The organism is Sutcliffiella horikoshii (genome assembly GCF_008180725.1).
GTDB lineage: Bacteria > Bacillota > Bacilli > Bacillales > Bacillaceae_I > Sutcliffiella_A > Sutcliffiella_A horikoshii_B.
Map to the genome: position 1 here is coordinate 209,450 of NZ_VTEV01000003.1, position 22,580 is coordinate 232,029.

The 22,580-nt window shown below is 41.8% G+C and carries 19 protein-coding genes and 1 other annotated feature; of the genes, 1 reads left to right on the forward strand and 18 read right to left on the reverse strand.

The window, feature by feature from the left end; translation table 11 throughout:
- Positions 1-90: 90 nt before the first annotated feature.
- From alaS to FZC76_RS22955, 16 genes are all read right to left on the reverse strand, one after another.
- A complete protein-coding gene (alaS, locus tag FZC76_RS07990; protein WP_148987719.1) occupies positions 91-2,724 on the reverse strand; it encodes an alanine--tRNA ligase in 2,634 nt (877 codons plus the stop codon).
- 53 nt (positions 2,725-2,777) lie between these two features.
- Positions 2,778-2,987 (reverse strand) — a binding site (T-box leader).
- Between the two features lie 47 nt (positions 2,988-3,034).
- Positions 3,035-4,093, reverse strand: coding sequence for an AI-2E family transporter (locus FZC76_RS07995; protein WP_262372492.1), 1,059 nt, complete (start codon positions 4,091-4,093; stop codon positions 3,035-3,037).
- Positions 4,094-4,153: 60 nt separating this feature from the next.
- Positions 4,154-5,512, reverse strand: a complete 1,359-nt coding sequence (locus FZC76_RS08000; protein WP_187441991.1) for an aspartate aminotransferase family protein — start codon at positions 5,510-5,512, stop codon at positions 4,154-4,156.
- Between the two features lie 223 nt (positions 5,513-5,735).
- A complete protein-coding gene (locus FZC76_RS08005; protein WP_148987720.1) occupies positions 5,736-7,202 on the reverse strand; it encodes a CoA-acylating methylmalonate-semialdehyde dehydrogenase in 1,467 nt (488 codons plus the stop codon).
- A 164-nt stretch (positions 7,203-7,366) separates the two neighbouring features.
- Positions 7,367-8,974, reverse strand: coding sequence for a PucR family transcriptional regulator (locus FZC76_RS08010; RefSeq protein ID WP_148987721.1), 1,608 nt, complete (start codon positions 8,972-8,974; stop codon positions 7,367-7,369).
- Positions 8,975-9,140: 166 nt separating this feature from the next.
- Positions 9,141-9,374: a hypothetical protein gene (locus tag FZC76_RS08015; RefSeq protein WP_010196066.1), complete on the reverse strand. Its 234-nt coding sequence runs from the start codon at positions 9,372-9,374 to the stop codon at positions 9,141-9,143.
- 68 nt (positions 9,375-9,442) lie between these two features.
- Positions 9,443-9,679 carry a hypothetical protein gene (locus FZC76_RS08020; RefSeq protein WP_262372493.1) on the reverse strand — a complete coding sequence of 79 codons (237 nt, stop codon included), beginning with the start codon at positions 9,677-9,679 and terminating at the stop codon, positions 9,443-9,445.
- A 17-nt stretch (positions 9,680-9,696) separates the two neighbouring features.
- A complete protein-coding gene (locus FZC76_RS08025; protein WP_148987722.1) occupies positions 9,697-11,163 on the reverse strand; it encodes an NCS1 family transporter in 1,467 nt (488 codons plus the stop codon).
- 492 nt (positions 11,164-11,655) lie between these two features.
- Positions 11,656-13,080 carry a dihydropyrimidinase gene (gene hydA, locus FZC76_RS08030; protein WP_148987723.1) on the reverse strand — a complete coding sequence of 475 codons (1,425 nt, stop codon included), beginning with the start codon at positions 13,078-13,080 and terminating at the stop codon, positions 11,656-11,658.
- Positions 13,081-13,095: 15 nt separating this feature from the next.
- A complete protein-coding gene (gene preA, locus FZC76_RS08035; RefSeq protein ID WP_148987724.1) occupies positions 13,096-14,382 on the reverse strand; it encodes an NAD-dependent dihydropyrimidine dehydrogenase subunit PreA in 1,287 nt (428 codons plus the stop codon).
- Positions 14,383-14,407: 25 nt separating this feature from the next.
- Positions 14,408-15,766: an NAD(P)-dependent oxidoreductase gene (locus FZC76_RS08040; protein ID WP_148988028.1), complete on the reverse strand. Its 1,359-nt coding sequence runs from the start codon at positions 15,764-15,766 to the stop codon at positions 14,408-14,410.
- Positions 15,767-15,898: 132 nt separating this feature from the next.
- The gene (locus FZC76_RS08045; RefSeq protein WP_148987725.1) at positions 15,899-16,789 is read right to left on the reverse strand and encodes a nitrilase-related carbon-nitrogen hydrolase; all 891 of its coding nucleotides are present in this window, start codon (positions 16,787-16,789) and stop codon (positions 15,899-15,901) included.
- Between the two features lie 505 nt (positions 16,790-17,294).
- Entirely contained in the window at positions 17,295-17,501 is a 207-nt protein-coding gene (locus tag FZC76_RS08050) for a hypothetical protein (RefSeq protein WP_148987726.1), read from the reverse strand.
- Positions 17,502-17,707: 206 nt separating this feature from the next.
- Positions 17,708-17,863, reverse strand: coding sequence for a YrzQ family protein (locus tag FZC76_RS08055; RefSeq protein WP_148987727.1), 156 nt, complete (start codon positions 17,861-17,863; stop codon positions 17,708-17,710).
- Between the two features lie 22 nt (positions 17,864-17,885).
- Complete coding sequence (locus FZC76_RS08060; RefSeq protein ID WP_047969446.1) at positions 17,886-18,080, reverse strand: hypothetical protein; 195 nt, start codon at positions 18,078-18,080, stop codon at positions 17,886-17,888.
- A 15-nt stretch (positions 18,081-18,095) separates the two neighbouring features.
- Positions 18,096-18,569 carry a PRC-barrel domain-containing protein gene (locus FZC76_RS22955; RefSeq protein WP_187441992.1) on the reverse strand — a complete coding sequence of 158 codons (474 nt, stop codon included), beginning with the start codon at positions 18,567-18,569 and terminating at the stop codon, positions 18,096-18,098.
- A 186-nt stretch (positions 18,570-18,755) separates the two neighbouring features.
- On the opposite strand from FZC76_RS22955, the gene FZC76_RS08070 reads away from it, so the two are divergent.
- Complete coding sequence (locus FZC76_RS08070; protein ID WP_187441993.1) at positions 18,756-19,355, forward strand: hypothetical protein; 600 nt, start codon at positions 18,756-18,758, stop codon at positions 19,353-19,355.
- A 76-nt stretch (positions 19,356-19,431) separates the two neighbouring features.
- Here the strand turns inward: FZC76_RS08070 and recD2 are convergent, their stop codons facing one another.
- Both recD2 and FZC76_RS08080 read right to left on the reverse strand, forming a co-directional pair.
- Positions 19,432-21,834, reverse strand: a complete 2,403-nt coding sequence (gene recD2, locus FZC76_RS08075; RefSeq protein ID WP_148987730.1) for an SF1B family DNA helicase RecD2 — start codon at positions 21,832-21,834, stop codon at positions 19,432-19,434.
- An 18-nt stretch (positions 21,835-21,852) separates the two neighbouring features.
- The gene (locus tag FZC76_RS08080) at positions 21,853-22,509 is read right to left on the reverse strand and encodes a tetratricopeptide repeat protein (protein WP_148987731.1); all 657 of its coding nucleotides are present in this window, start codon (positions 22,507-22,509) and stop codon (positions 21,853-21,855) included.
- Positions 22,510-22,580: the final 71 nt, after the last annotated feature.

Below are 22,580 nucleotides of genomic sequence, written 5' to 3' on the forward strand. Positions count from 1 at the left end.
GGTATCGAATATCAAGCGATAATCTTTAACTCAGCCTTATCTATCTGCTTGTAAATTGTTACCTATATTGTACACCAAATGTCGGCAATGTTAAACGGATTTTATCCAATCTTCAACAGATTGTAATGCAGAATCGACTTGTTCCGGGTTTTTTCCGCCTGCTTGAGCCATGTCAGGACGACCTCCGCCGCCGCCACCGCAACGTGTAGCCACTTCTTTTACAATCTTGCCGGCATGGTAACCTCTTTCAATTAGATCTTTTGTTACCCCTGCAGAAATGTTTACTTTTCCATCTTGTACACTTGCAAGTACTATGATACCAGAACCAAGCTTATTTTTTAAATCATCCACCATCGTACGCAGGTTGTTCATGTCTGTACCTGCAACCTTGCTCGCTAGCATTGTTACGCCATTGACGTCCTTTGCTTTTGATGAAAGGTTGGATGCTTCAATGTTTCCAAGCTTAGATGCTAAGGATTGATTTTCTCTTTGCAGTTCTTTCATATCGGTTAAAAGAACGTCAATTCTTGTTCCTACTTCCTGTGGTTTCGTTTTCAGCTTAGCTGCTGCTTCTTTTAACAGCTGTACTTGATCATTTAATAAGCGATAAGCGCCTTCACCTGTCACAGCTTCGATACGGCGTGTTCCTGCGCCGATACCAGACTCAGAAACAATTTTGAATAGACCAATCTCTGATGTGTTTGGAACATGGCAACCGCCGCAAAGCTCCAGGCTGTATTCTCCAACTTGAACGACACGAACGATATCCCCGTACTTTTCACCGAACAATGCCATTGCACCCATCTCTTTTGCTTCCGTGATGGATTTGTTCTCAATGACAACATTGATGCTCGCCCATATCTTTTCATTGACAATCGCTTCGATTTTCTCGATTTCCTCTTGTGTCACTTGACCAAAATGTGAGAAGTCAAAACGAAGACGATCAGCCGTCACTTGTGATCCTGCTTGGTTTACATGTGTCCCCAGCACATCTTTTAATGCTTGGTGCAGAATATGTGTAGCTGTATGGTTTTTAATAATCTGTGCACGGTTTTTCGCATGCACTTCTGCTTTAACGGTCTGCTCTCTATTTAACATGCCTTCTTCCACTACAATGGTATGAAGGTTCTGGCCGTTTGGAGCTTTTTGAACATCTTTTACAAATCCTCTTCCAGATTCGGTTACGATGTAGCCGTGGTCAGCAATCTGACCTCCGCTTTCCGCGTAAAAAGGTGTCTCCGCCAACATTACTTGAACCTCATCACCTGTTACAGCTGAATCTGCTAACTCGCCATTTTTAACAATGACAGATAAAGTTGTTTCTGCAGCAAGCTGGTCATATCCGACGAAACTGCTCTCAGTACGGATCTCCCCAAGCACACCTGATTGAACTTGCATGGAACTGGAGTCTTGACGCGCGGAACGAGCACGGTCACGTTGCATTTCCATTTCCTTTTCAAATCCTTCGTGATCAAGCGTCATACCTTGTTCTTCCACATATTCCTCCGTCAGTTCAACAGGGAAGCCGTACGTATCATAAAGTCGGAATGCGTCTGCACCTGAAACTACTGTACTTCCATCCTCTTTAGCTTTTGCAATGACAGTGGAAAGGATCGCCAAACCATCATTCAATGTTTCATGGAAACGCTCTTCTTCGGTTTTCACTACACGTTGGATAAAATTTTGTTTTTCTTTTACCTCTGGGTAGAAATCGACCATGATTTCCGCTACAACTGGTACAAGTTCATACATGAAAGGACGGTTGATGCCGAGTTGCTTAGCATAACGCACTCCTCTTCTTAAAAGACGGCGGAGTACATAGCCGCGCCCTTCATTAGAAGGCAAGGCACCATCACCAACTGCAAATGTCACGGTACGGATATGGTCAGCAATCACTTTAAATGCCGTATCTTTTTCTACGTTTGTGCGGTATTTTTCACCGGACACATTTTCAGTCGCTTCAATAATTGGAATGAAAAGGTCGGTATCAAAGTTTGTCGGCACATCTTGAATAACGGAAACCATACGCTCAAGGCCCATACCTGTATCAATATTTTTCTTAGGAAGCGGTGTGTAAGTATGGTCTGGATTGTGGTTAAACTCAGAGAATACAAGGTTCCAAATTTCAAGGTAGCGCTCGTTTTCTCCACCTGGATATAGTTCTGGGTCATTTAAATCGTTCCCATAACTTTCACCACGGTCATAGAAAATTTCTGTATTTGGTCCACTTGGGCCTTCACCGATATCCCAGAAGTTACCCTCTAAGCGGATGATTCTCTCAGCAGGAACACCAATTACTTCATTCCAGTACTTGTAAGCTTCTTCGTCTTCTGGATGAATGGTGACGGATAATTTTTCAGGTTCAAAGCCAATCCATTTTTCGCTCGTAAGGAACTCCCAAGCCCAGTCAATTGCTTCTTTTTTGAAGTATTCTCCAATGGAGAAGTTTCCAAGCATTTCGAAAAATGTATGATGTCGGGCTGTTTTTCCTACGTTTTCGATATCATTAGTACGAATGGATTTTTGTGCATTGCAAATACGGGGATTTGCTGGAATGACACGGCCATCAAAGTATTTTTTCAGGGTTGCTACGCCACTGTTGATCCATAGTAAGGATGGGTCTTCGTGTGGGACAAGGGATGCGCTTGGCTCTACAGAATGTCCTTTTTCTTTGAAGAAGTCTAGGAACATTTGTCGTACTTGAGCGGATGTTAGATGTTTCATTAGATTTTCCTCCTTTAAATGCTACTAAAAAACAAAAAACTCCCGTCCCTAATAACAGGGACGAGAGTGTTCTCGCGGTACCACCCTGATTATGACAGAGTTCTGTCATCTCTCAGATTGCTTTAACGGTGCAAGCCGGCAGGATTTTACCCTGCTCTCCGGATTAGCTTTCTATTACCCTTCACCCTGGAATTCTTTCAGCCTTGGAATTCCTCTCTTTTCAGGATGGTCTGTAATGTACTTAGATCCTTCTTTGAATTGGTTTATGTAGCTAGTTATGCTTCGATTATATTCAACAGAAAGACCGTTGTCAATGTTTGATGAAATGAGCGGTAAGATGAGTTAGAGTAACTTTCATCACAGCGAATACAGGTACTGCCAAAATCAAACCTACCACCCCTGCCACCTCTCCGCCAATCAATAGCGCCAAAATGATGAATACAGGGTGAATATGGAGACTTTTCCCCACAATTAATGGGGAGAGGATATTCCCCTCTATAAACTGCAGACCAAATATGATGATGATGACTAGAAAGACCATCTTAACAGAAACCGTCGCAGCGATGATTACTGCCGGAAAGGCTCCGATTATTGGGCCAAAATAAGGAATGATGTTCGTAATTCCAATAATTACACCGAGTACAAGTGGATATTTCATGCCAGCCAACCAGAGGCTAGCGGTTGCCAATATGCCTATTATCAAACAAACCGTCAACTGTCCTCGTATATAACTACCCAGTGAGATGTCTACGTCCTTTAAGAAGGCGATTCCGGGCTCCCTCCATTTTCGGGGCGTCAAATACCAGACCGTTTTTTTTACCTGATCATAGTCCTTTAATAGGTAAAACACGATAAAAGGAATGACTATCAAAATAAAAAAGGAGTTCAACAACCCTTTTAATCCGGCTACAACTTTTGTCAGGAGATTGGAAAGCATTGCTTCAAATTCACTAAAGGTCTGATCCACCCTATCGTGTATTCCGTCCGGCCAACCAGATGTAGAACTATGAATCTGCTTGATCCAACCGCTATATGTCTGGGCTAATCGGGGAAAGTTATCTGACAGCTCCCAAAGTTGATCAATAATAACTGGTATCCCTTTGTAGCCTATGAGACCGATTCCACCAAAAAATAAGAGATAGATGATGAGAATAGCTATTGGTCTAGGCATCCCTCGGTTGTGTGTGTATTCTACAACTGGGTGTAACAGGTATGTAATGAAAATGCTGATGAAAAATGGGATACTAATAATAAACAAAACCCTTAAAATGGGCGCCCACAATGGACTCAGTTTCATAAACACATACAAAATAATCATAACGAGTAGAAGTGTACCTAGGCGTAACAGCCATTTCTTCTGATTTTCCAAGAGAAACGCCTCCTACTCGTTATTCTCTATTTAGTTATCACTATTTATACAAGCCTTTTACTACAACTCTGAAATGGAGTCGACCACTGTTTTGATGATAAATTGCAGGTCTTCATCACTTATGGACAATGGTGGTGACAGAGTAAGAACATTATTAAATCCTGCGACAGTCGCTCCGTTCTTCCCGACAATCAAGCCTTTCTTTTTACATGAGGCAATGACACCGTTTATTTTATCTAATTCAATCGGCTCTTTTGTTTCCTTGTTTTTAACAAGTTCCAATCCTACTAGAAGCCCCTTTCCTCGAACATCCCCAACAGACGGATGATCTGATAGACGGGATTTTAGTTCACTTATTAACACTGCCCCTTTTTCTGCAGAGCGTTCTATCAGCTTTTCATTCTCCATTATTTCAAGGTTTTTCAATGCCAAGGCACATGACGCAGGACTTCCGCCAAACGTATTAACATGACGCAAGTAGTCGTACTCCTCAGATCCTTTGAATTGGTCGTAGATTTCTTTTTTAACTGCAGTGGCTGAGAGTGGCAGATAAGCACTTGTAATCCCTTTAGCCATGGTGATGATGTCAGGTTTCACCCCATAATTCATGAACCCAAATGGCTTCCCCGTTCTCCCAAAACCGCAGATCACTTCATCTACTATTAAGAGGGCACCATGCTTTTTACATAATTCAGAGACTGCTCCCATGTAGTTGTCCGGCGGAGTAAGAATCCCTCCACCTGTAATGATTGGTTCCATGATCATCGCTGCAATGGTTTCACTGAGTTCCCATGTCATCACTTGATCCACATCTTTCACGCATCTCATCTGCATAGGATCTTCTGTTTGTGCATCTTCCATCCTATATGTGTCAGGTGGTGGGATGTGTACAAACCCTGGTGCGAGTGGTTCATATTTATATTTCCGTTGAGCCTGGCCTGTTGCTGCTAGGGACCCCATCGTGTTTCCATGATAGGAACGGTATCTGGAGACAATTTTATACCGGTTACTTTCGCCTCGCTGAGCATGATACTGCCTTGCAATCTTAAAGGCGGTTTCATTCGCTTCCGATCCACTGTTGGAAAAGAAAATGACATATTCTTCTCCAAGCCATTCGTTTAGCTTTTCGGCAAGTTTAATGGCTGGGACGTGACTTTGTGTTAGTGGAAAATAAGCCAGTTCTTTCAGCTGTTCGTACGCGGCTTCTGCAAGTTCTGTTCTGCCGTAGCCGACGTTGACACACCAGAGCCCTGACATACCATCTAAATATTGGTTACCTTCTATATCGGTTATCCAAACACCTTTTGCTTCTTTTATTACCATGGTGGAGGAGGGATTGTAAGGTTTCATAGAATGCCATAGATAGCGGTCATCTTGAACCAATAAGTTTTGTTCTTGGGTTTGATTTATTTTAGCCAACGGAAACACCCTTTCTGTATGAGGAGCATTGCTAACTATTCACACTAAGGAATCTTTAAAACACCGCTGGTGATTTCCGCAAATGGCTTCGCTTTCCTAGGGGTGCTGCTGGAGCCTCCTCGGCAAGCCTGCGGGGTCTCCACCTAGCACTAACTCCCTCAGGAGTCTTCGCCTTTTGCTCCAATCACCAGCTAGTAAACTTTTCTATACTCTATACCTTATTTTAAAAATCGAATCTTGATGTGATCATTTTTTTGCGGGTGAAGAAATTGACTCCGTCTTTTCCGTTTACGTGAAGGTCGCCGTAAAAAGAATCTTTCCAGCCGGAGAATGGGAAAAATGCCATCGTTGCAGGTACCCCTACGTTGACACCGATCATTCCTGCATCTGCTTCTTCTCTGAACTGTCTCACTGCCTTGGCGTCTTTTGTATAGATGGTGGCTCCATTACCGAATCGTGATTTCTCGATATGGGACAAGGCTTCATCAAGGTCTTTTGCCCGCAAAAGACTTAGGACCGGTGCAAAAATTTCTTCTTTTGCAATCGTCATTTCAGGGGTAACATGATCAAAAATGGATGGCCCAAGATAATGGCCTTCTGTCATTTCGTCCATTTCTTTTCGACCATCTCGGATTAGAGACGCACCCTCAGAAACTCCCTGTTTGATGTAGCCAAGTACTTTTTCTCTATGACTTTCTCTAATAACAGGCGTCAATAAAACTTCTTCATCCATGCCGTTTCCGATAGTGAGGGAGTTTGCTTTGTTTTTCAGTTCTTCAACAAATTGATCGTTATTTCCAACTACTACAACGGCACTGCATGCCATGCAGCGCTGCCCCGCACTTCCAAAAGCAGATGTCAAAATATGCTGCGCAGCTTTTTCTATATTGGCATCCGGCATCACGACATGGTGGTTCTTCGCACCAGATAGTGCCTGAACCCGCTTGCCATTTTTCGCGGCAGTCTCATACACATATTTTGCAACAGGCTGAGAACCGACAAAGGATATTGCTTTAACATCCTCATGATTTAGCAAACCATTAACCACATCATGTGCACCGTGGACAATGTTCAAAACCCCGTCCGGCGCTCCTGCTTCGGTAAACAGCTCAACCAAACGATTGGCAAGCATAGGCGTCCGTTCAGAAGGCTTTAGGACAAACGTATTTCCGCATGCGATTGCCAGTGGGAACATCCAAAGTGGAACCATCATTGGGAAGTTAAAGGGAGTAATCCCCCCAACCACTCCAAGTGGATATCTATACATACTAGAATCAATATCTTCCGCTATGTTTGATAAGGTTTCTCCCATCATCAATGTTGGAGCACCTGCTGCAAACTCTACACACTCTAACCCTCTTTGGACTTCACCATGCGCTTCCTTAAAAGCTTTTCCGTTTTCAAGTACAATCAGCTTTGCGAGTTCGTCATGATTTTTTGTTAATAGGTGATGGTAGGCATACATAATGCGTGCACGTTTAGGCACGGGCATATCTTTCCATGTTTTAAAAGCTGTTTTGGCTGCCTTGACTGCCTCCGCTACATCTTCTTTGGTTGAAATCGGTACCTTTGCTAAACATTCCTTTGTAGCCGGGTTGATGACTTCCATCTGTTCCGAACCTTTGGAATCCACCCATTTTCCATCTATGAAATTTTGCAATACCCTTGTGTCTTTTGAAGTAATTGTCATGCTTTGTCCTCCTCATCCTTTAATAGAAAAATAGAACTTATGACTATTATCTGACAAAATAGCAAGGCTTTCATTAGACAAAATGTAAAATGGATAAGGTTTCCCTCCTGACATTTTGCCAGAAAAAAAGTTGGCCCCCTTAGGAAACCAACTTTGTCAGCATTTTAAAGACTATACGTTTTACTATCTCCGTCCAAATACGAATTGGTCGTATTCAGATATTCATACACCATAACCATAAATTCAATCACAAGTCTTTTTTCAGAAATCATGAAGTCTTCCCCCAGTAAGCTTTCCAATTTTTGAATCCGGTGATAGAGAGTCTGCCTAACAATATAAAGCTTACTTGCCGTCTCTTTTTTAGAACCATTGCAGGAGAGATAGATTTTTAATGTTTCTAGAAGCTTTCCGTTATGTTTTTGGTCGTAGACAATGACAGGCTCCAAATATTCCATCACGAAATCACGAAGATCATGATGTTTTTGCATAAACGAGATCAAGCGGTAAATGTGAAGGTCCTCAAAAAAAGAGAAATATTCTTCCTTTAGCAGTTGTTCCTGAATTTGCATCGCCTCCCAGGAAGACTGATAACTTTTGGAAAGCTGATCAAGTGGCCACACATATTTCCCTACAGCAAAACGGAGTGAATAATTTCCTTTGTTGTCTTTTTGTTTGCTGTTAATGTTTGCGACTCCTTCTGCTAATCTATCCTTCCAGCCTCGTTCCTCCCTTCTGTTAATGAGAATAACCGTTAACGTATTTTTCATCTCAGTAAAGAATACGGAGAAACCCTGTTGTTCAAAAATGGAGCGAAATAACAGGGTAAGATAGGTTTTATCAAGAGCAGGGGCCTGCTGGTTTTTCTTTTTACAAAGAAGAACCACACCACCTTTATGAAACACCGCATCATTACGACCAAGGAAGTCCCGAATGGATTCTTTGTGCTGACCACCTTCAAGCCAGCTGCGAATCCACTCGCTTTCTTCTAGTCTCCTTTTCTCTTCCACATACAACCCTCTTAAAATATGCTGAGCTAGCGCAGTTATCGTTCGATCTAAAAGTAAATGATCAAACTCGCTCAGTATGCGTTCTTGGGAAAAAATATGAATGACACCATGTTGCTTATCCAGTACCTGAACAGGCTCCATTAAATATTTTTCTTTAAATGAATCAGATTTCATTGAACAGATAATTTTTTTCCGCTCGTGAATAGGAACGTCAGGGATAAAGACCCTCTCTCCTGTTTTATTTTCGTAAATAATTTGAGTTTCCAAGTGTTCTTGAAGATAGTGAAGTATTTCAAATTCGTGGGTAATGGTCAACAGTTTCTTGTTTAACGTTTGAGAGTAGCTTTCTAGTTGAGAAATCATTTGATATTGTTGGTTAATCAACACAGAATGAATATCTTGTGTAATATCTACAAATGACACTTCCTGATGAAAGAGGATGAGAGGGAATGCTCTGGCATTAGCTAGATCAATGATTTCCCGTGGGATGGAGGGGATATAGGTACCTTTTTCAATACATAATCCTGCAGCCTGACAGTTTATGAGTTGCTGGACAAACGACTTGAATTTCTCGGTATTATTTCCAAAAGATACACCGGTCGATAAAATAAGTTCTTGTCCATTCAACAGCTTTTCAATATTGGTTATTTCCACAACATGTACCCATTTTACTTGGCGGTGTATACCTTGTTTTCCTGCTACTACTTCGGATGTTTCAAATTGTTTCCGCTTCATGATCTCCTGTAGAGACAACATGGTTTTCATGTATTCACCTCTTTGTTCAAGATAGATGATCCAATTATGTATGACTAGGTCCTAAAACGATACCTTTATTATAACGTAAGCAGAGTTATAATTTAATTAAATATTCTGACAAAAATACACAAAAGATGACATGTTGAGTAACTATCAACATGTCATCTGTTTTTACTTAATTATTGATTGGAAAATAGAGCTGTATTTCTTGGACCATTTCCTGAAACTCTCCTTCATCGTTGAAATCGCTTGAATCCCAGTTTTCTAAAATCCAATTTACCAGTTCTTCAGGCGAATTAAAGAACTCTCCACTTGAATCTGCTTTACGAATAGTAAACCTGTTGTTATCCTCATCAATTGTTACTTCACAAGGGTAGGCGCTTTCTTTGCATTTCAGTTGATATTCCATAGAATTCTCCTTTCACGATGCAGTTTACCAAATTTTATTCCTAGTAAATTCAAACTATGAAGATTTCGTTAATTTTCTTGCCGTTGCTGTTGCTTGATCAAAAGGGAGGCAAAGTACTTCCTTGAATCTGCATGTTTAATGTGCAGGGTCTCTTCATGGAAAATTTCTTTCTTGCCATCGTGTCGTTCCAGAACAAGAAAGGACCCTTCTAAGTTCTCTTCTACATCTTTAATACGAAACCCTTTATTGATGAAAAAGTCTAACTTTTCTTTTTCTGCTATATATTGTTGATAATCACTCAACATATATTCCTCCTTTCTAATTAGCTCGAAAGCTCTTTAGGTTCCTCAAAAGCATCCGTTTCTTCTACAATCACCCAGTCTCTTCCAACTGTAATACCGAGATACTTCTCATCATCTGGGTCTTCTATTTCTGCCTGCTGATACTTTTTAAAGTACCAATATTTTGCCAGGATGTAATATAACCCTCCACCTACAATAAAGCCGACGATGAAAGAGTAGTTTGCAAGATAATATGCCGCCGCTCCTCCTACAAACCAAGAGATAAATCCTGCTAAATTAAAGCCCTTTGAATATTTGAACTGGCCATCATTTTCGTAAAGGTCATGAACATTCACTCGACGTTTCCTCAATAGATAGTAATCTGCAAACAAAATCCCCACAATGGCAGATAGAATTCCACCGACAATCAATAAAACTGGAATTAATATTCCAAACAAGTTCCACGGTTGTACAACAGAACCTACGATCCCTGCAATGACAACTCCAGCCCAGAACGGAACCTTAGGACCTCCAACATTGGAAAAAATGGTGGCAGCCGGAATAAGGTTGGCTGACGCATTGGTAGACCATTGGGCGAAAATAATCATTAATAAAAGAACACCTAAAACAATACCGCTTGCTGCCTCCTGCAATGCGACAACAGGATCATAGTTTGATACGGCAATATAAGAAACTCCGCCGATGGCTACCATGAAAGTCTGAGTAATAGGCAATGCAATGACGCTTCCAACAATGCTGGATTTGTTCCGTTTTAACCAGTTACGTTCATACTTAGGTGCTTTAATGAAACGTGAGATGGATGGGATATCCGCTGCCAATGTTGCCCAAAATCCCATGTTACTGAATATGACAATCAGGAAAGCCGTTACTGCAGCACCACCTGTTACTGGACTTTCAATCCAAGACCAAACTTCCCTGCCTTGTTCTAACGCTCTGTCAGAAAGCGTAGTGTACATCCATGCAGATATGATGATAATGATAGGTGCCGCAAGATCAGCGAAACGCTCAACCGCTTTAATGCCAAGAGCGGTATTAAGTAGTTGAACAGCTGCAAAAATGAGAAAGCACACAAACCAGTTATCAAAGCCTGTCAGGGTAAAAAGTATGGCATTCATGGCTGTGGCACCGAAATAGGTGTTAATACCAAACCAGAAAGATGCCGCCAAACCACGGATGATGGAAGGGATATGTGTACCTATCGTTCCGAATGGGGCCCTCATATAGACCGGGAATGAGAGTCCGTGTTCAATTCCTATGTCTCCTGTAATGGTCATGAACAAACCAATAGCTATACTACCTATGATGGTAGCAAGTATGACCCAACCGAGGGATAAGCTTTGCACGCCTGCTCCTCCGATTGCAAAAGCTGCAAGTACTACTGCCATGCCGACCCACATGACTGCAAAGCCTAGTGTGCCGATTTTTCTGTTTGAGTGAGAAATTGGCAGCAGGTCTGGTGATTTTAGGTAACTTTCATTCTTTTTCATCACAACACCCCATTTTAATATTTATGGAATCTAGCAACTCTTGCAGATCTCCGTTCCGGGTCAACGCTTTCAGCGGAGCGTGTTCTTGAGCCTCACACTTTGATAGAAGCCACTAAAAAGTCTTGGACTTAAGATGTTGTTTGACTCCGCTGTTGATTTCCGCAAATGGCTTCGCTTTCCTAGGGGCGGTGCTTGAGCCTCCTCGCTCCGCTGCGGGGTCTCAAGCTACCGCTATCCCCCTTAGGAGTCTTCGCCTTTTGCTCCAATCAACAGCTAGAAACTTTTTAGTACATGAGATTTCAATTTTCCGGTCGCCTTTCCAACGCTTCAAGGGACTCAACCTACCTTTACCTCCCGCTGGAGTCTCTCACCCAGCACTTCGAACTGCAAGGGAATAACGCTTATTTTTGATATAACAAATGCTTGACCTAGGGTGATTTTGTAGGTCAAGCATACGGAGGTTGATTGAATAGAATTGTTAGGTTTGTTGGGTTAGATGGACAATGTCTGGTTTTGTTTTAGTTGGGATGTTGCTCCATATTTGTTGCGTTTAATATACTGCCCGTTTCCTGCTTTACCGACAAATTGCTTATCGCGGACGACAAAGTCACCTCGCACCAAGACAGAAACAGGTTCACCGGTTATTTTCATTCCTTCAAACGCATTGTAATCAACGGCCATATGGTGGGTAGAAGCTGATATTACCCTTTCATGGTTCGGATCGAAAATGACGATATCTGCATCAGCTCCAACAGATATGGTTCCTTTTTTAGGAAACATTCCAAACAGCTTTGCGACTCTTGTGGAAACAATGTCGACGAACTGATTGATAGATATCCGCCCTTTTTTCACACCTTCTGAAAACAATATGCTGACTCGGTCTTCAATCATTGGCCCACCATTTGGTATTTTGGTAAAGTCACCTTTTCCAAGGGTTTTTTGACCTTCAAAGTCAAAAGAACATTGATCAGAGCCAAGTGTCTGAAGCTGTCCGCTTTTTAAGGCATTCCATAATACTTCTTGATGCCATTTATCACGCAATGGCGGGGACCAGACATATTTTGCGCCTTCAAAATTCGGTTTTTCTAAATAGGTTTTATCAAGAGCCAGGTATTGCGGACAGGTCTCTCCCCAAATTTCCACCCCTTTGTTTCTTGCTTCAGCAATTTTTTCTACTGCTTCCGCACAGGACACATGAACGACATAAAGCTGAGAATCCGCTAGAGAAGTTAGTTGTGCAGCCCTTCCAGTGGCTTCTCCTTCCACTTCTGGAGGCCTTGTTAGGGCATGGTAGATTGGGTCTGTATTCCCATTTTCCAATGCTTCCTTAGTTAAATAATCAATGACATCTCCGTTTTCAGCATGAACCATGACTAGTGCACCGAGATCCTTTGCTGCCTTTAAGGTATGGAAGAGAGTTGCATCATCTGCTTGGAATACGTTTTTATAGGCCATAAATACTTTAAAAGATGTAATGCCTTCTTTCTCAATTACTTGTGGAAGCTCCTTCAAGACCGTTTCGTTCATTTCACCAATCATTAAATGGAAGCTGTAGTCAATCACTGCTTTATCCTTTGATTTGTCATGCCAAGTTTTAATAGCATCTTGAAGCGGCCGGCCCTTTTCTGTCAGACAGAAATCAATGATGGATGTCGTTCCTCCAAAAGCTGCCGCCATTGTTCCACTTTCAAAATCATCCTTTGTTACAGTGCCTCCGAACGGCATATCCAAATGGGTATGCGGGTCAATTGCACCAGGGAAGATATAACAGCCTTTTGCATCAATCACTTCCGCATCTGCCGAGGAAAGGTTGAACCCGATGGAAGAGATTGTTTCTCCGTCAATTAAGATGTCCGCTTCATACTGATCGCTTGCTGTAACAATAATTCCGTTCTTTATTAATTTTTTCGCTGCCATTTGTTCCATTCCCCCTTATTTAACCGTATCCACTTCACATTGTTTCAATAAACCAAGAGCAGACTGCCTGTCATTCCATGTCATCGGTGGCTGTTCATGCGGAAGCTCCACCATAGTGATTGCATCATCCACCGGACAGACAATAGAACACAGATTACATCCAACACAATCTTCTTCTCTTACCTGTAAGTATGGTTTTCCTGAAGAATCTTTCAGCATATCAATACACTGATGGGAAGTATCCTCACAGGCAATATGACATTTATTGCAGTTAATACAGGTATCCTGATTGATTCTTGCTACGATTTTGTAGTTTAAATCAAGGTTGCCCCAATCCGAATATTTCGGTACAGATTTCCCTACAAGGTCCATGACCCTCGCAATTCCTTTTTCATCTAAGTAATTGTTCAGTCCATCCAGCATGTCTTCTACAATTCGGAAACCATGATGCATGGCTGCGGTACAGATCTGAACACCTGTTGCACCCATTAACATGAACTCCACGGCATTTTGCCAATTAGAGACACCGCCCATTCCGGAAATAGGTACATTTATTCTTGGATTTCTTGCACATTCTCCCACCATATTAAGGGCTATCGGTTTTACAGCAGGTCCACAATATCCACCATGGGCACCTTTCCCGCCTACGTGCGGTATCGTGTTCCAGCTATCAATGTCCACACCAGCGAGGCTGTTTATCGTATTGATCATACTGACAGCATCCGCTCCCCCTCTGACTGCTGCCTCTGCCGTCACCGTAATGTCTGTGATATTTGGGGTCAATTTAACGATGACAGGAGTATTTGCCGCTTCTTTAGCCCAATACGTTTGCTTTTCCACAAGTTCCGGAACCTGACCTGATGCAGAACCCATTCCCCGTTCCGCCATTCCGTGCGGACAGCCAAAGTTCAACTCAAGTCCATCCACACCTACCGCTTCCACCTTTTTCACAATTTCATGCCATTTTTCCTGTTTTGGTTCTACCATCAAAGAGGCAACGACCGCTCGATCTGGATACTTCTTTTTTGTTTCCTCGATTTCTCTTAAGTTCACTTCCAAAGGTCTGTCGGTAATAAGTTCAATATTGTTGAACCCAGCTACTCTCTGTCCATTAAAACTTACCGCTGCAAATCGTGACGACACATTGATGATTGGATCGCCAAGCGTTTTCCACACAGCGCCTCCCCACCCTGCTTCAAAAGCACGCTGTACCTGATAACCAGAATTAGTTGGCGGTGCAGAAGCAAGCCAGAATGGGTTAGGTGCTTTAATGCCTGCCAAATTTATTGATAGATCTGCCAAATGCTTTCCCCCCTCTTATCCTTATTTAGGCCGTCTCCACCTTGTTTTTTACCAGTTTTTCATACAGTGCATATGCGGTAAGTTTTCCTTGTTCCGCAGCAGTTACTACCATGGCCTCCCCTTGACCCTTACCGAACACGACATCACCACAGGCGAATACTTTTTCATTGGAGGTTTGATGGGTATGCTTATCAATTTTCACAACTCCATCGTCGTGAGTGAGACCAAATTCTTCAATTTGACTTGTATATCTTGTCTGACCGATTGCCTTGATGACAGCGTCTACTTGCAGTGTAAATTCGGAGCCTTCCACTTTCACAGGCCTTCTTCTTCCATCAGCACCTGGTGCACCGAGTTCCATCCTTATACATTCAATGGCGGTGACTTCCCCTCTTTCGTTTCCGATAATTTTATTAGGTGCTGTAAGCCAACGGAATTCTACACCATCCTGCTTTGCAAACTCATATTCAAAATCATAGGCAGTCATTTCTTCCTGTGTTCGTCGGTACAATATTTTCACATTTTCTGCTCCAAGCCTAACGGAACAGGTAGCACCGTCAATGGCAGTATTTCCTGCTCCAATGACCACGACATTTTTTCCTTTGAATTTATCTGTAATGCTATTGGTCTTTGTTTCTTTTACAAAGTCAATGGCATCATATACTCCATTCAGATCTTCTCCGTCAATGCCTAGCATCGGAACACTGGCCATGCCAATTGCTAAAATAACACCATCATAATGAGTCAGAATTTCTTTTACTGAAATGTCCACTCCGACTCGTGTATTGGTACGAATCTCCACATCCAAGCTTTTTACCTGTTCAACCTCCCAATAGGAAATACTTTTAGGCAAACGGAAGGAGACTATGCCATACGTATTCAGTCCGCCGGCTTCTTGCTCTGCTTCAAAAACAGTGACTTGGAATCCAAGTAAAGCCAATTCGCGAGCTGCAGAAAGCCCAGCTGGTCCACCTCCGACAATCGCTACTTTTTTTCCATTGGATTTTCCTTTTTGGAAAAGAACTTGCTCATTTCTAATGGCCCAATCAGTTGCATAACGCTGAAGATCGCCAATGATTATCGGTTTTGTATGGTGATTTAGAACGCATGCCCCTTCACAAAGTTCCTCTGTCGGACAAACCCTCGAACAACTTGCTCCGACAGGGTTGGCACTCATAATGGTTTTAGCTGAACCTTTTAAATTACCGGAAGCAATTTTTTTTATAAAAGAAGGGATATCAATACTTGTCGGGCACGCTACAATACATGGTGCATCGTAGCAATATAAACAACGGTTGGCCTCTTCTAGTGCCTCCCTATCTGTCAAACCCGGTTTTGCTTCCATAAAATTAACCGTTAAATCTTCTAAATCAATTCGTTTCATGGCCCCTTTCACATACCCACTCCCCTTTATCCATTTCTCGCAAGAAAAAAAGGTAATCCATATCGACGGATGTGCCCAATATTAAATACTGGAATCAGGTTCACAAACTGCGAATGAATTACCTCTTGTCCTTTACGGCAAAAGTGCGGTCATTTCTTCATATGTCTCCGGTCGTCTGTCACGGTAAAATTGCCACACATCTCTCACTTCACGGATTAATTTTTTATTCATTTCACCTATGATAACTTCATCTTGATCCCTGCTTCCAATGGATACAAACGACCCTCGTGGATCAACTAAATAAGACTGTCCATAAAATTCGCCCATTTTCCATGGACCTTCCACCCCAACCCTGTTGATGGCACCGACATAATAGCCATTTGCTACTGCATGTGCTGGTTGTTCAAGCTTCCACAAATATTCTGATAATCCAGCCACTGTAGCGGACGGATTAAAGACAATCTCAGCACCTTTCAAACCAAGCAGTCTTGCACCTTCAGGAAAATGTCGGTCATAGCATATGTACACACCAACTTTGGCATATGCTGTATCAAAAATCGGATAACCAAGATTCCCTGGTTTAAAATAAAATTTCTCCCAGAAACCATGTCCTTGATCTCCTACCCCAACTTGAGGAATATGTTGTTTGCGGTATTTTCCGAGATATTTGCCGTCCGCATCAATAACAGCTGCGGTATTGTAGTACGTCGCGATGCCTTCTCTTTCATAAATGGGAAGTACAATGACTACCCCAAGCTCTTTAGCAAGGTCTTGGAATAGTTTTGTGGTCGGACCATTGGGAATTTCTTCCGCAGCCTCGTACCACTTAGCATTCTGTTCACTGCAAAAGTATGGACCGTAGAAGATTTCCTGAAGGCAGATAATTTGAGCACCTTTTGCTTTCGCTTCCCTTACAAGTTTAATGTGCTTTTCAATGGCTGCTTTTTTATGTACTTCCACAGCCTCTGAGCCATCCACATCATTGGAAGCTTGAATCAAACCTATCATCACTTTGTCGGACATATATGAACCTCCTTTTGATGATTGCATGCAAAAAATAAATTATTAGAATAATTAGAACTTTATGTATATTTTACTGTCTTTAAGATTCTATTTCACTATACATAATGTCAAATGATACAAGGGTAGGACTGTCCACAATGTAAAATGACAGGAACCTTGTTGATTGGAGTGGAGGAGTGGAGGCGCCCACGGGAGGAAGGGACATGTGGTGCAAAGCCGAGAGAGATGGCTCACGGACCAGACTTGCCCGCAGAAGCGTCTTGAACGGTAATCAATGCTTTTAAACGCTAATAAGCATCTAACCTAAGGTAAATGCCGAAGTGGAAACAGGGTCTCAAATGCTTGAAATATTGGCCTAATCTTGTCTTTACGTTCTATCATGCTTTATGGTTTTTTATCGGCGGAGAAGAATTCTCTTTTCCTTTTTTCTCTTCAATGAGGTCTTCATCACCTCTATGAGGACCTCTCTTCTCTTTTTTTCTCGTTGATGAGGTCTTCATCACCTCTATGAGGACCTCTCTTCTCTTTTTTTCTCGTCGATGAGGTTTTCATCACCTCTATGAGGACCTCTCTTCTCTTTTTTTCTCGTTGATGAGGTCTTCATCACCTCTATGAGGACCTCTATCTTCTTTTTTATCTCGTTGATGAGGTCTTCATCACCTCTATGAGGACCTCTCTTCTCTTTTTTTCTCGTTGATGAGGTCTTCATCATCTCTATGAGGACCTCTCTTCTCTTTTTTTCTATTCGATGAGGTCTTCATCACCTCTATGAGGACCTCTCTTCTCTTTTTTTCTATTCGATGAGGTCTTCATCACGACAATCTAGAAATACCTAACGTTTATACCGCAATTCGATTATATTGTAATTTGCTGCTATACAATGAAAAAACCCGCTCCTGTAAAAGGAACGGGTTCACATTATGAAAACAATCGCTTAGCTCGCTTTCTCATCTTCTTCATATTACGTTTGGAAGTCATATCTCCCAAGAAGTTTTGCACATCATTATTTCGGCTTAGTCGAGTGGCAGCGGCTCCAAGGCCAATCATTAACAAGGATGTCATAGCTCTGTTCATGCGACTCACTCCCAAGTTTTAGTTACATACTAATTTGTCGATCGTCTTCATGAAATAAATCATCCAAAGAACTTAACGTCCCATCCTCTTCCACCTGATGAGTATGGACCATTCCTTTGGATACGGATAGCTCAATAAAACAACCCCAACAATAATACTGATTCACACCGATTTTACCGATATCTTTACTTTTGCAATTAGGACAACAAAGGACCATCATTGACACCTCGCGTTAGGATAGTACAGAAACGACGACGGTATCTTTTCCAATGACAAGATCAGAAGGATTCTTTACAATTTTCTTTCCTTCCGACAAATCTGCAAAAAAACCGTCTGTTACCTCATATCCTACGATTGTGCCCGTTTCCTCCTCGAAATATACATCATCCAACAGCCCAAGCTTATCGCCTTCTCCCGTTATAAAAGATTTCCCTTTTATACCGTGAAAATGATGATAATACACTTGTCCGTCTTTTTTGGTAATTGGGGTAAGAGCATGCTCTCCCACCATGATCCCTTCATCACCAAAGGATTGAATGTATGGAAAGGGTAGAAACTTCGCACGATGGAATATGCCTTTTCCATCGATGATTAGCCCTTTGATGCGCCCTGGTTCTTCGATGCAAAGATCCTTCACTCGGCCTATCTTGTTCCCTGATGCCATATCGTAAATTAGCATCCCAATCACTCGAGAAAATGTTCTCAAAGAATCCACCTCTTTTCGAACATTACTAGCTTTTGTCTGATTGGTTCTCCTGATACGGCGAAAGGTTTTCCATTTTAAAATAGGTGTTTCAATACAAAAACAGGCCAAATTTCTCCACCTTTGACCAAGCAGTATTTCGCACTTCGAATAGTATGTATAGAATTCATTATAAGGAGGTGAAAATGAATGCCAAAATATTATTACTATATGAGTGAACACAGAATGGCTATTGAAGATGACGCAGCAGAATACGACTATAAGTATGATAAAAAAGATCATTGTAAGAAGCATGACAGAAAAGACCATTGTGAGAAACATGACAAAAAAGACCGTAAGAAAGATCGCGCAAAATTTGTGGAATTTGCTTATGAAACATTCGATCCCATTACACCATTAACGTTACCTCTAAACTTCTCACTAAGCACACAACCACAAGTCATTGCAACTGCCACTCTAAAAGATGTCGAAAAAGGAAATGTCGTATGGCTGAATGGACTTTACCACGTGAACAATAACTCGCCTGAATTCGCAGATTTAATAACCAGAATTTATCGTGGCAACATCTCTCCTGGGAATCTTATTTATCAAAGCATTGTAGAAATTGACGCGGAAGGTAACGCTGACGCAACAGAATCAGTTTCTCAGTTCGTGGATGTAATTCCTGGTGATGCAAAAGATGTGACTTATTATCTGACAGCTCAAAAAGGACAGTTTTCTGAAGACTTGAATGTTTTTGTATACGGTCCTATCACCTTCACAGCTGCAGAAATCAAACAAGAAGATTAACTCTAAGAACCCCAAAGAAGCTTGCCCATAGGTGGACAAGCTTCTTTCCCCTTTGTTTTCACCCATTTTTTCCAGACTAATCTTCATCCATAAAATCATATGGACTGACATTTTCCATGCCAATGTTGGCATCTCTCCAAAAAGGGACCTCTTGTAGAACGGGATCAAGGACTTCTTCGTCTGGTAAAGCTTCGGACTGTTTCATTTGAAGCCTTTCTTTTAGAGATGTTTGTCTTGCCATTTCATCTGCACGTTGCACGCCAAGCTTTAATGCTTCTTCCTCGCCACAAAGAATTAAAAAACGCTTAGCACGTGTAACGGCTGTATAGAGTAGATTCCGTCGTAACATTCGGTAATAACTTTTCACTACAGGCAATACGACAATCGGGAATTCACTTCCTTGGGACTTATGTATGGAACAACAATAAGCATGAGTTATTTGTCCGAGATCTTGTTTAGTGTAAGTCACTTCATTGCCATCAAAGGAGACAATGACCATGTCTTGTTTTTCCGTATTTTCTTTTGCATAGAAGATGGATACCACTTCACCAATGTCCCCATTGAATACATTACTTTCTGGTTGATTGACAAGCTGCAGCACTTTATCACCCGTTCGGTATACCACATTCCCGAAACTCAATTCTCGCCGTTGTTCACTTTTGGGATTAAAAAGCTCCTGAAGCATTTCATTTAGTTTATCTATACCGGCAGTTCCTCTATACATAGGGGCAAGCACCTGTATATCACGTGCCGTATAGCCCTTGTTTTGAGCGTTTGCACATACTTTTTTTACAACATCTAATATTTGTGACTGTCCACATTTTATAAAAGAGCGGTCTTTCTGCCCAGATGAAATGTCTGCAGGCACTATACCGTCTTTCATGTCATGGGCTAGCTCAATAATTGAGGAACCATCTGCCTGTCTGTAGATGTCAGTCAGTTGAACGGTAGGGATCACTTTAGATGCGAGTAAATCTTTTAATACTTGTCCGGGACCAACGGATGGTAGCTGATCTTCATCTCCAACCAATACGACCTGTATATCCTCAGGAAGCGATTTAAACAGTTGATTGGCAAGCCAAATATCCACCATTGACACTTCATCCACAATGAGTAGCTTTCCTGATATAGGATTTTCTTCGTCATGTTGAAATCCTTCCGAGCCATTCCAACCGAGTAGCCTATGTATAGTTAACGAAGGAAGCCCAGTTGCTTCGCTCATGCGTTTGGCAGCACGGCCTGTTGGGGCGACAAGCATAATTGGAAATGGATCATCCTTGCTGTAATCATTAGGTTCCAATGAACAACCATGAAGGTCTGCGTACAGTTCTACGATTCCCTTGATAACGGTTGTTTTACCTGTCCCTGGTCCACCTGTCAAAAGAAGCATGGGTGTCATTAATGCTTGCTGAATGGCTTCTTTTTGCGAAGGAGCATACTGAACCTTTAATCTGTCTTCTAATTCACCCAATGCAAGCAAGAACTCTGACTCAGGAAACTGGTCGGCATATTGGGTTTGCTCGAGCACCCTTTTTATATTTGTAACCACTCCTTGCTCAGAAAAATATAGACTTGGTAAATACACTTTTCCTTCTTCCGCTTTAAGCTTTCCTTCTTCGGTCAGTTGCATAATTTCCCGAGAAATGTCAGACTCTGCGACAAGGCCATGCTGCTTTTCATTTAAAAGTCTGACGACCGCTTCCGTAAGCTGAGCCTCATGCACGTAACAGTGACCTTCCTGCATGGAATGCTGTTCAAGCATATACAAACAGCCGGCCCTGATGCGATCTGGATGATTTCCTGATATGCCGAAGTGATTTCCAAGTTCATCTGCTCTGGCAAAACCAATACCCTCTACTGTTTCCACAAGCTCGTAAGGGTTCTTCTGCAATGTTTCAAGCGTTTGATCCTTATAGGCCTGATAAATTTTCATGGACAATTGCGGGCCAAAACCAAACTGGGACAGGGCAATCATGACCTGTTCCAACCCTTGATGTTCCATCAATGTGTCGTAAAGAAGTTTTGCTTTATCACCGGCAAGCTTTGGAATGGAATCAAGTACAGAAGGATTTTCAAGTATTTTTGAAATGGCGTTTTCCCCAAGCGCATCTGCAATTTTCTCCGCCGTCTTCCTCCCGATGCCTGAAAACAGATCACTTGAAAGATACTGGACAATACCGTGTCTTGTTTGTGGAATGTCCTTACGAAAGTGCTCTACATGAAATTGAAGCCCAAACCTGGGATGTTCCTTCATTTGTCCAAAAAATATGTATGTCTCGTCTTCATGAATGCGAGGGAAATAACCAGTGACGACCGCTTCTTTTTCTTTATACGCAACATTCGTCTCTACCACTCTGATCCGCACCACTGAATACATATTAGATTCATTATGGAAGATGGTGACGAGATGCGATCCTTTAATAAATTTTTCATGTTCCTCGAACAAATCGAGGGAGGATTGCTGCTTTTGGTCCTTCATGGGATTTCCCTCCGTTCCCTAGTTTTCTTCTGTGAGAATTTTTTTCGCATGTGCAGCCAGCATGTGATCTGCTTGTACGTCCAATGCTTTATCCAGATTCTCCAACGCTTTTTCCCTGTTTTCTTGGTAAGCATAAGCAACACCCAAGTTGTAATAAGCATCCGCGTGCATTGGATCTGCATCCACTACCTTTTCAAACTCCATTGTTGCTTCTTTAATCAGGCCTTGGCCTGCTAAGCAAAGTCCGTATTGAAATCTTGCCTCCGCATCTTCAGGTTTTAATTCTACAGCACGTTGAAAATATGGCAGAGCAAGCTTCGGCTGTTCAAACTGCAATAAAGTCATTCCAAGCATAAAGAAGATATCACTGTCATTTACACCTTTCTTCATCGCAAGTTCAAACTGATCTTTTGCTTCATTCCATTTTTCAAGCTGATAATAGACATTTCCAAGCCCATAATGAGCAGTTCCGATTGAATCGTCTTTTTCCAAAGCTCGTTCAAAAAACTTCATTGCTTTCTCAAGTTCACCAACAGCACTTAATACATTTCCAAAATTCACATATGCTACCGCATTATCCGGATTCTCTTCAATCTCTTTCGAAAAAGCTGTAAGTGCCTCTTCGTATTTTCCTTCTTGAAGGTATTGAATACCTAATGCATTATTATCTTTCATTGTACGTACACCTCATCTATTTTCTCAGTCTTTTTAGTATATCATAGAGAAAACCTCCATTCCTTATGGAA

Bases quoted from the DNA above. Each gene is read 5' to 3' on its own strand.
- alaS (WP_148987719.1), bottom strand. From the start codon at position 2,724: ATGAAACATCTAACATCCGCTCAAGTACGACAAATGTTCCTAGACTTC.
- FZC76_RS08005 (WP_148987720.1), bottom strand. From the start codon at position 7,202: ATGACAATTACTTCAAAAGACACAAGGGTATTGCAAAATTTCATAGAT.
- FZC76_RS08010 (WP_148987721.1), bottom strand. From the start codon at position 8,974: ATGAAAACCATGTTGTCTCTACAGGAGATCATGAAGCGGAAACAATTT.
- FZC76_RS08015 (WP_010196066.1), bottom strand. From the start codon at position 9,374: ATGGAATATCAACTGAAATGCAAAGAAAGCGCCTACCCTTGTGAAGTA.
- FZC76_RS08020 (WP_262372493.1), bottom strand. From the start codon at position 9,679: ATGTTGAGTGATTATCAACAATATATAGCAGAAAAAGAAAAGTTAGAC.
- FZC76_RS08025 (WP_148987722.1), bottom strand. From the start codon at position 11,163: ATGAAAAAGAATGAAAGTTACCTAAAATCACCAGACCTGCTGCCAATT.
- hydA (WP_148987723.1), bottom strand. From the start codon at position 13,080: ATGGCAGCGAAAAAATTAATAAAGAACGGAATTATTGTTACAGCAAGC.
- FZC76_RS08040 (WP_148988028.1), bottom strand. From the start codon at position 15,766: ATGAAACGAATTGATTTAGAAGATTTAACGGTTAATTTTATGGAAGCA.
- FZC76_RS08045 (WP_148987725.1), bottom strand. From the start codon at position 16,789: ATGTCCGACAAAGTGATGATAGGTTTGATTCAAGCTTCCAATGATGTG.
- FZC76_RS08050 (WP_148987726.1), bottom strand. From the start codon at position 17,501: ATGATGAAGACCTCATCAACGAGAAAAAAAGAGAAGAGAGGTCCTCAT.
- FZC76_RS08055 (WP_148987727.1), bottom strand. From the start codon at position 17,863: ATGAACAGAGCTATGACATCCTTGTTAATGATTGGCCTTGGAGCCGCT.
- FZC76_RS08060 (WP_047969446.1), bottom strand. From the start codon at position 18,080: ATGGTCCTTTGTTGTCCTAATTGCAAAAGTAAAGATATCGGTAAAATC.
- FZC76_RS08070 (WP_187441993.1), top strand. From the start codon at position 18,756: ATGCCAAAATATTATTACTATATGAGTGAACACAGAATGGCTATTGAA.
- recD2 (WP_148987730.1), bottom strand. From the start codon at position 21,834: ATGAAGGACCAAAAGCAGCAATCCTCCCTCGATTTGTTCGAGGAACAT.
- FZC76_RS08080 (WP_148987731.1), bottom strand. From the start codon at position 22,509: ATGAAAGATAATAATGCATTAGGTATTCAATACCTTCAAGAAGGAAAA.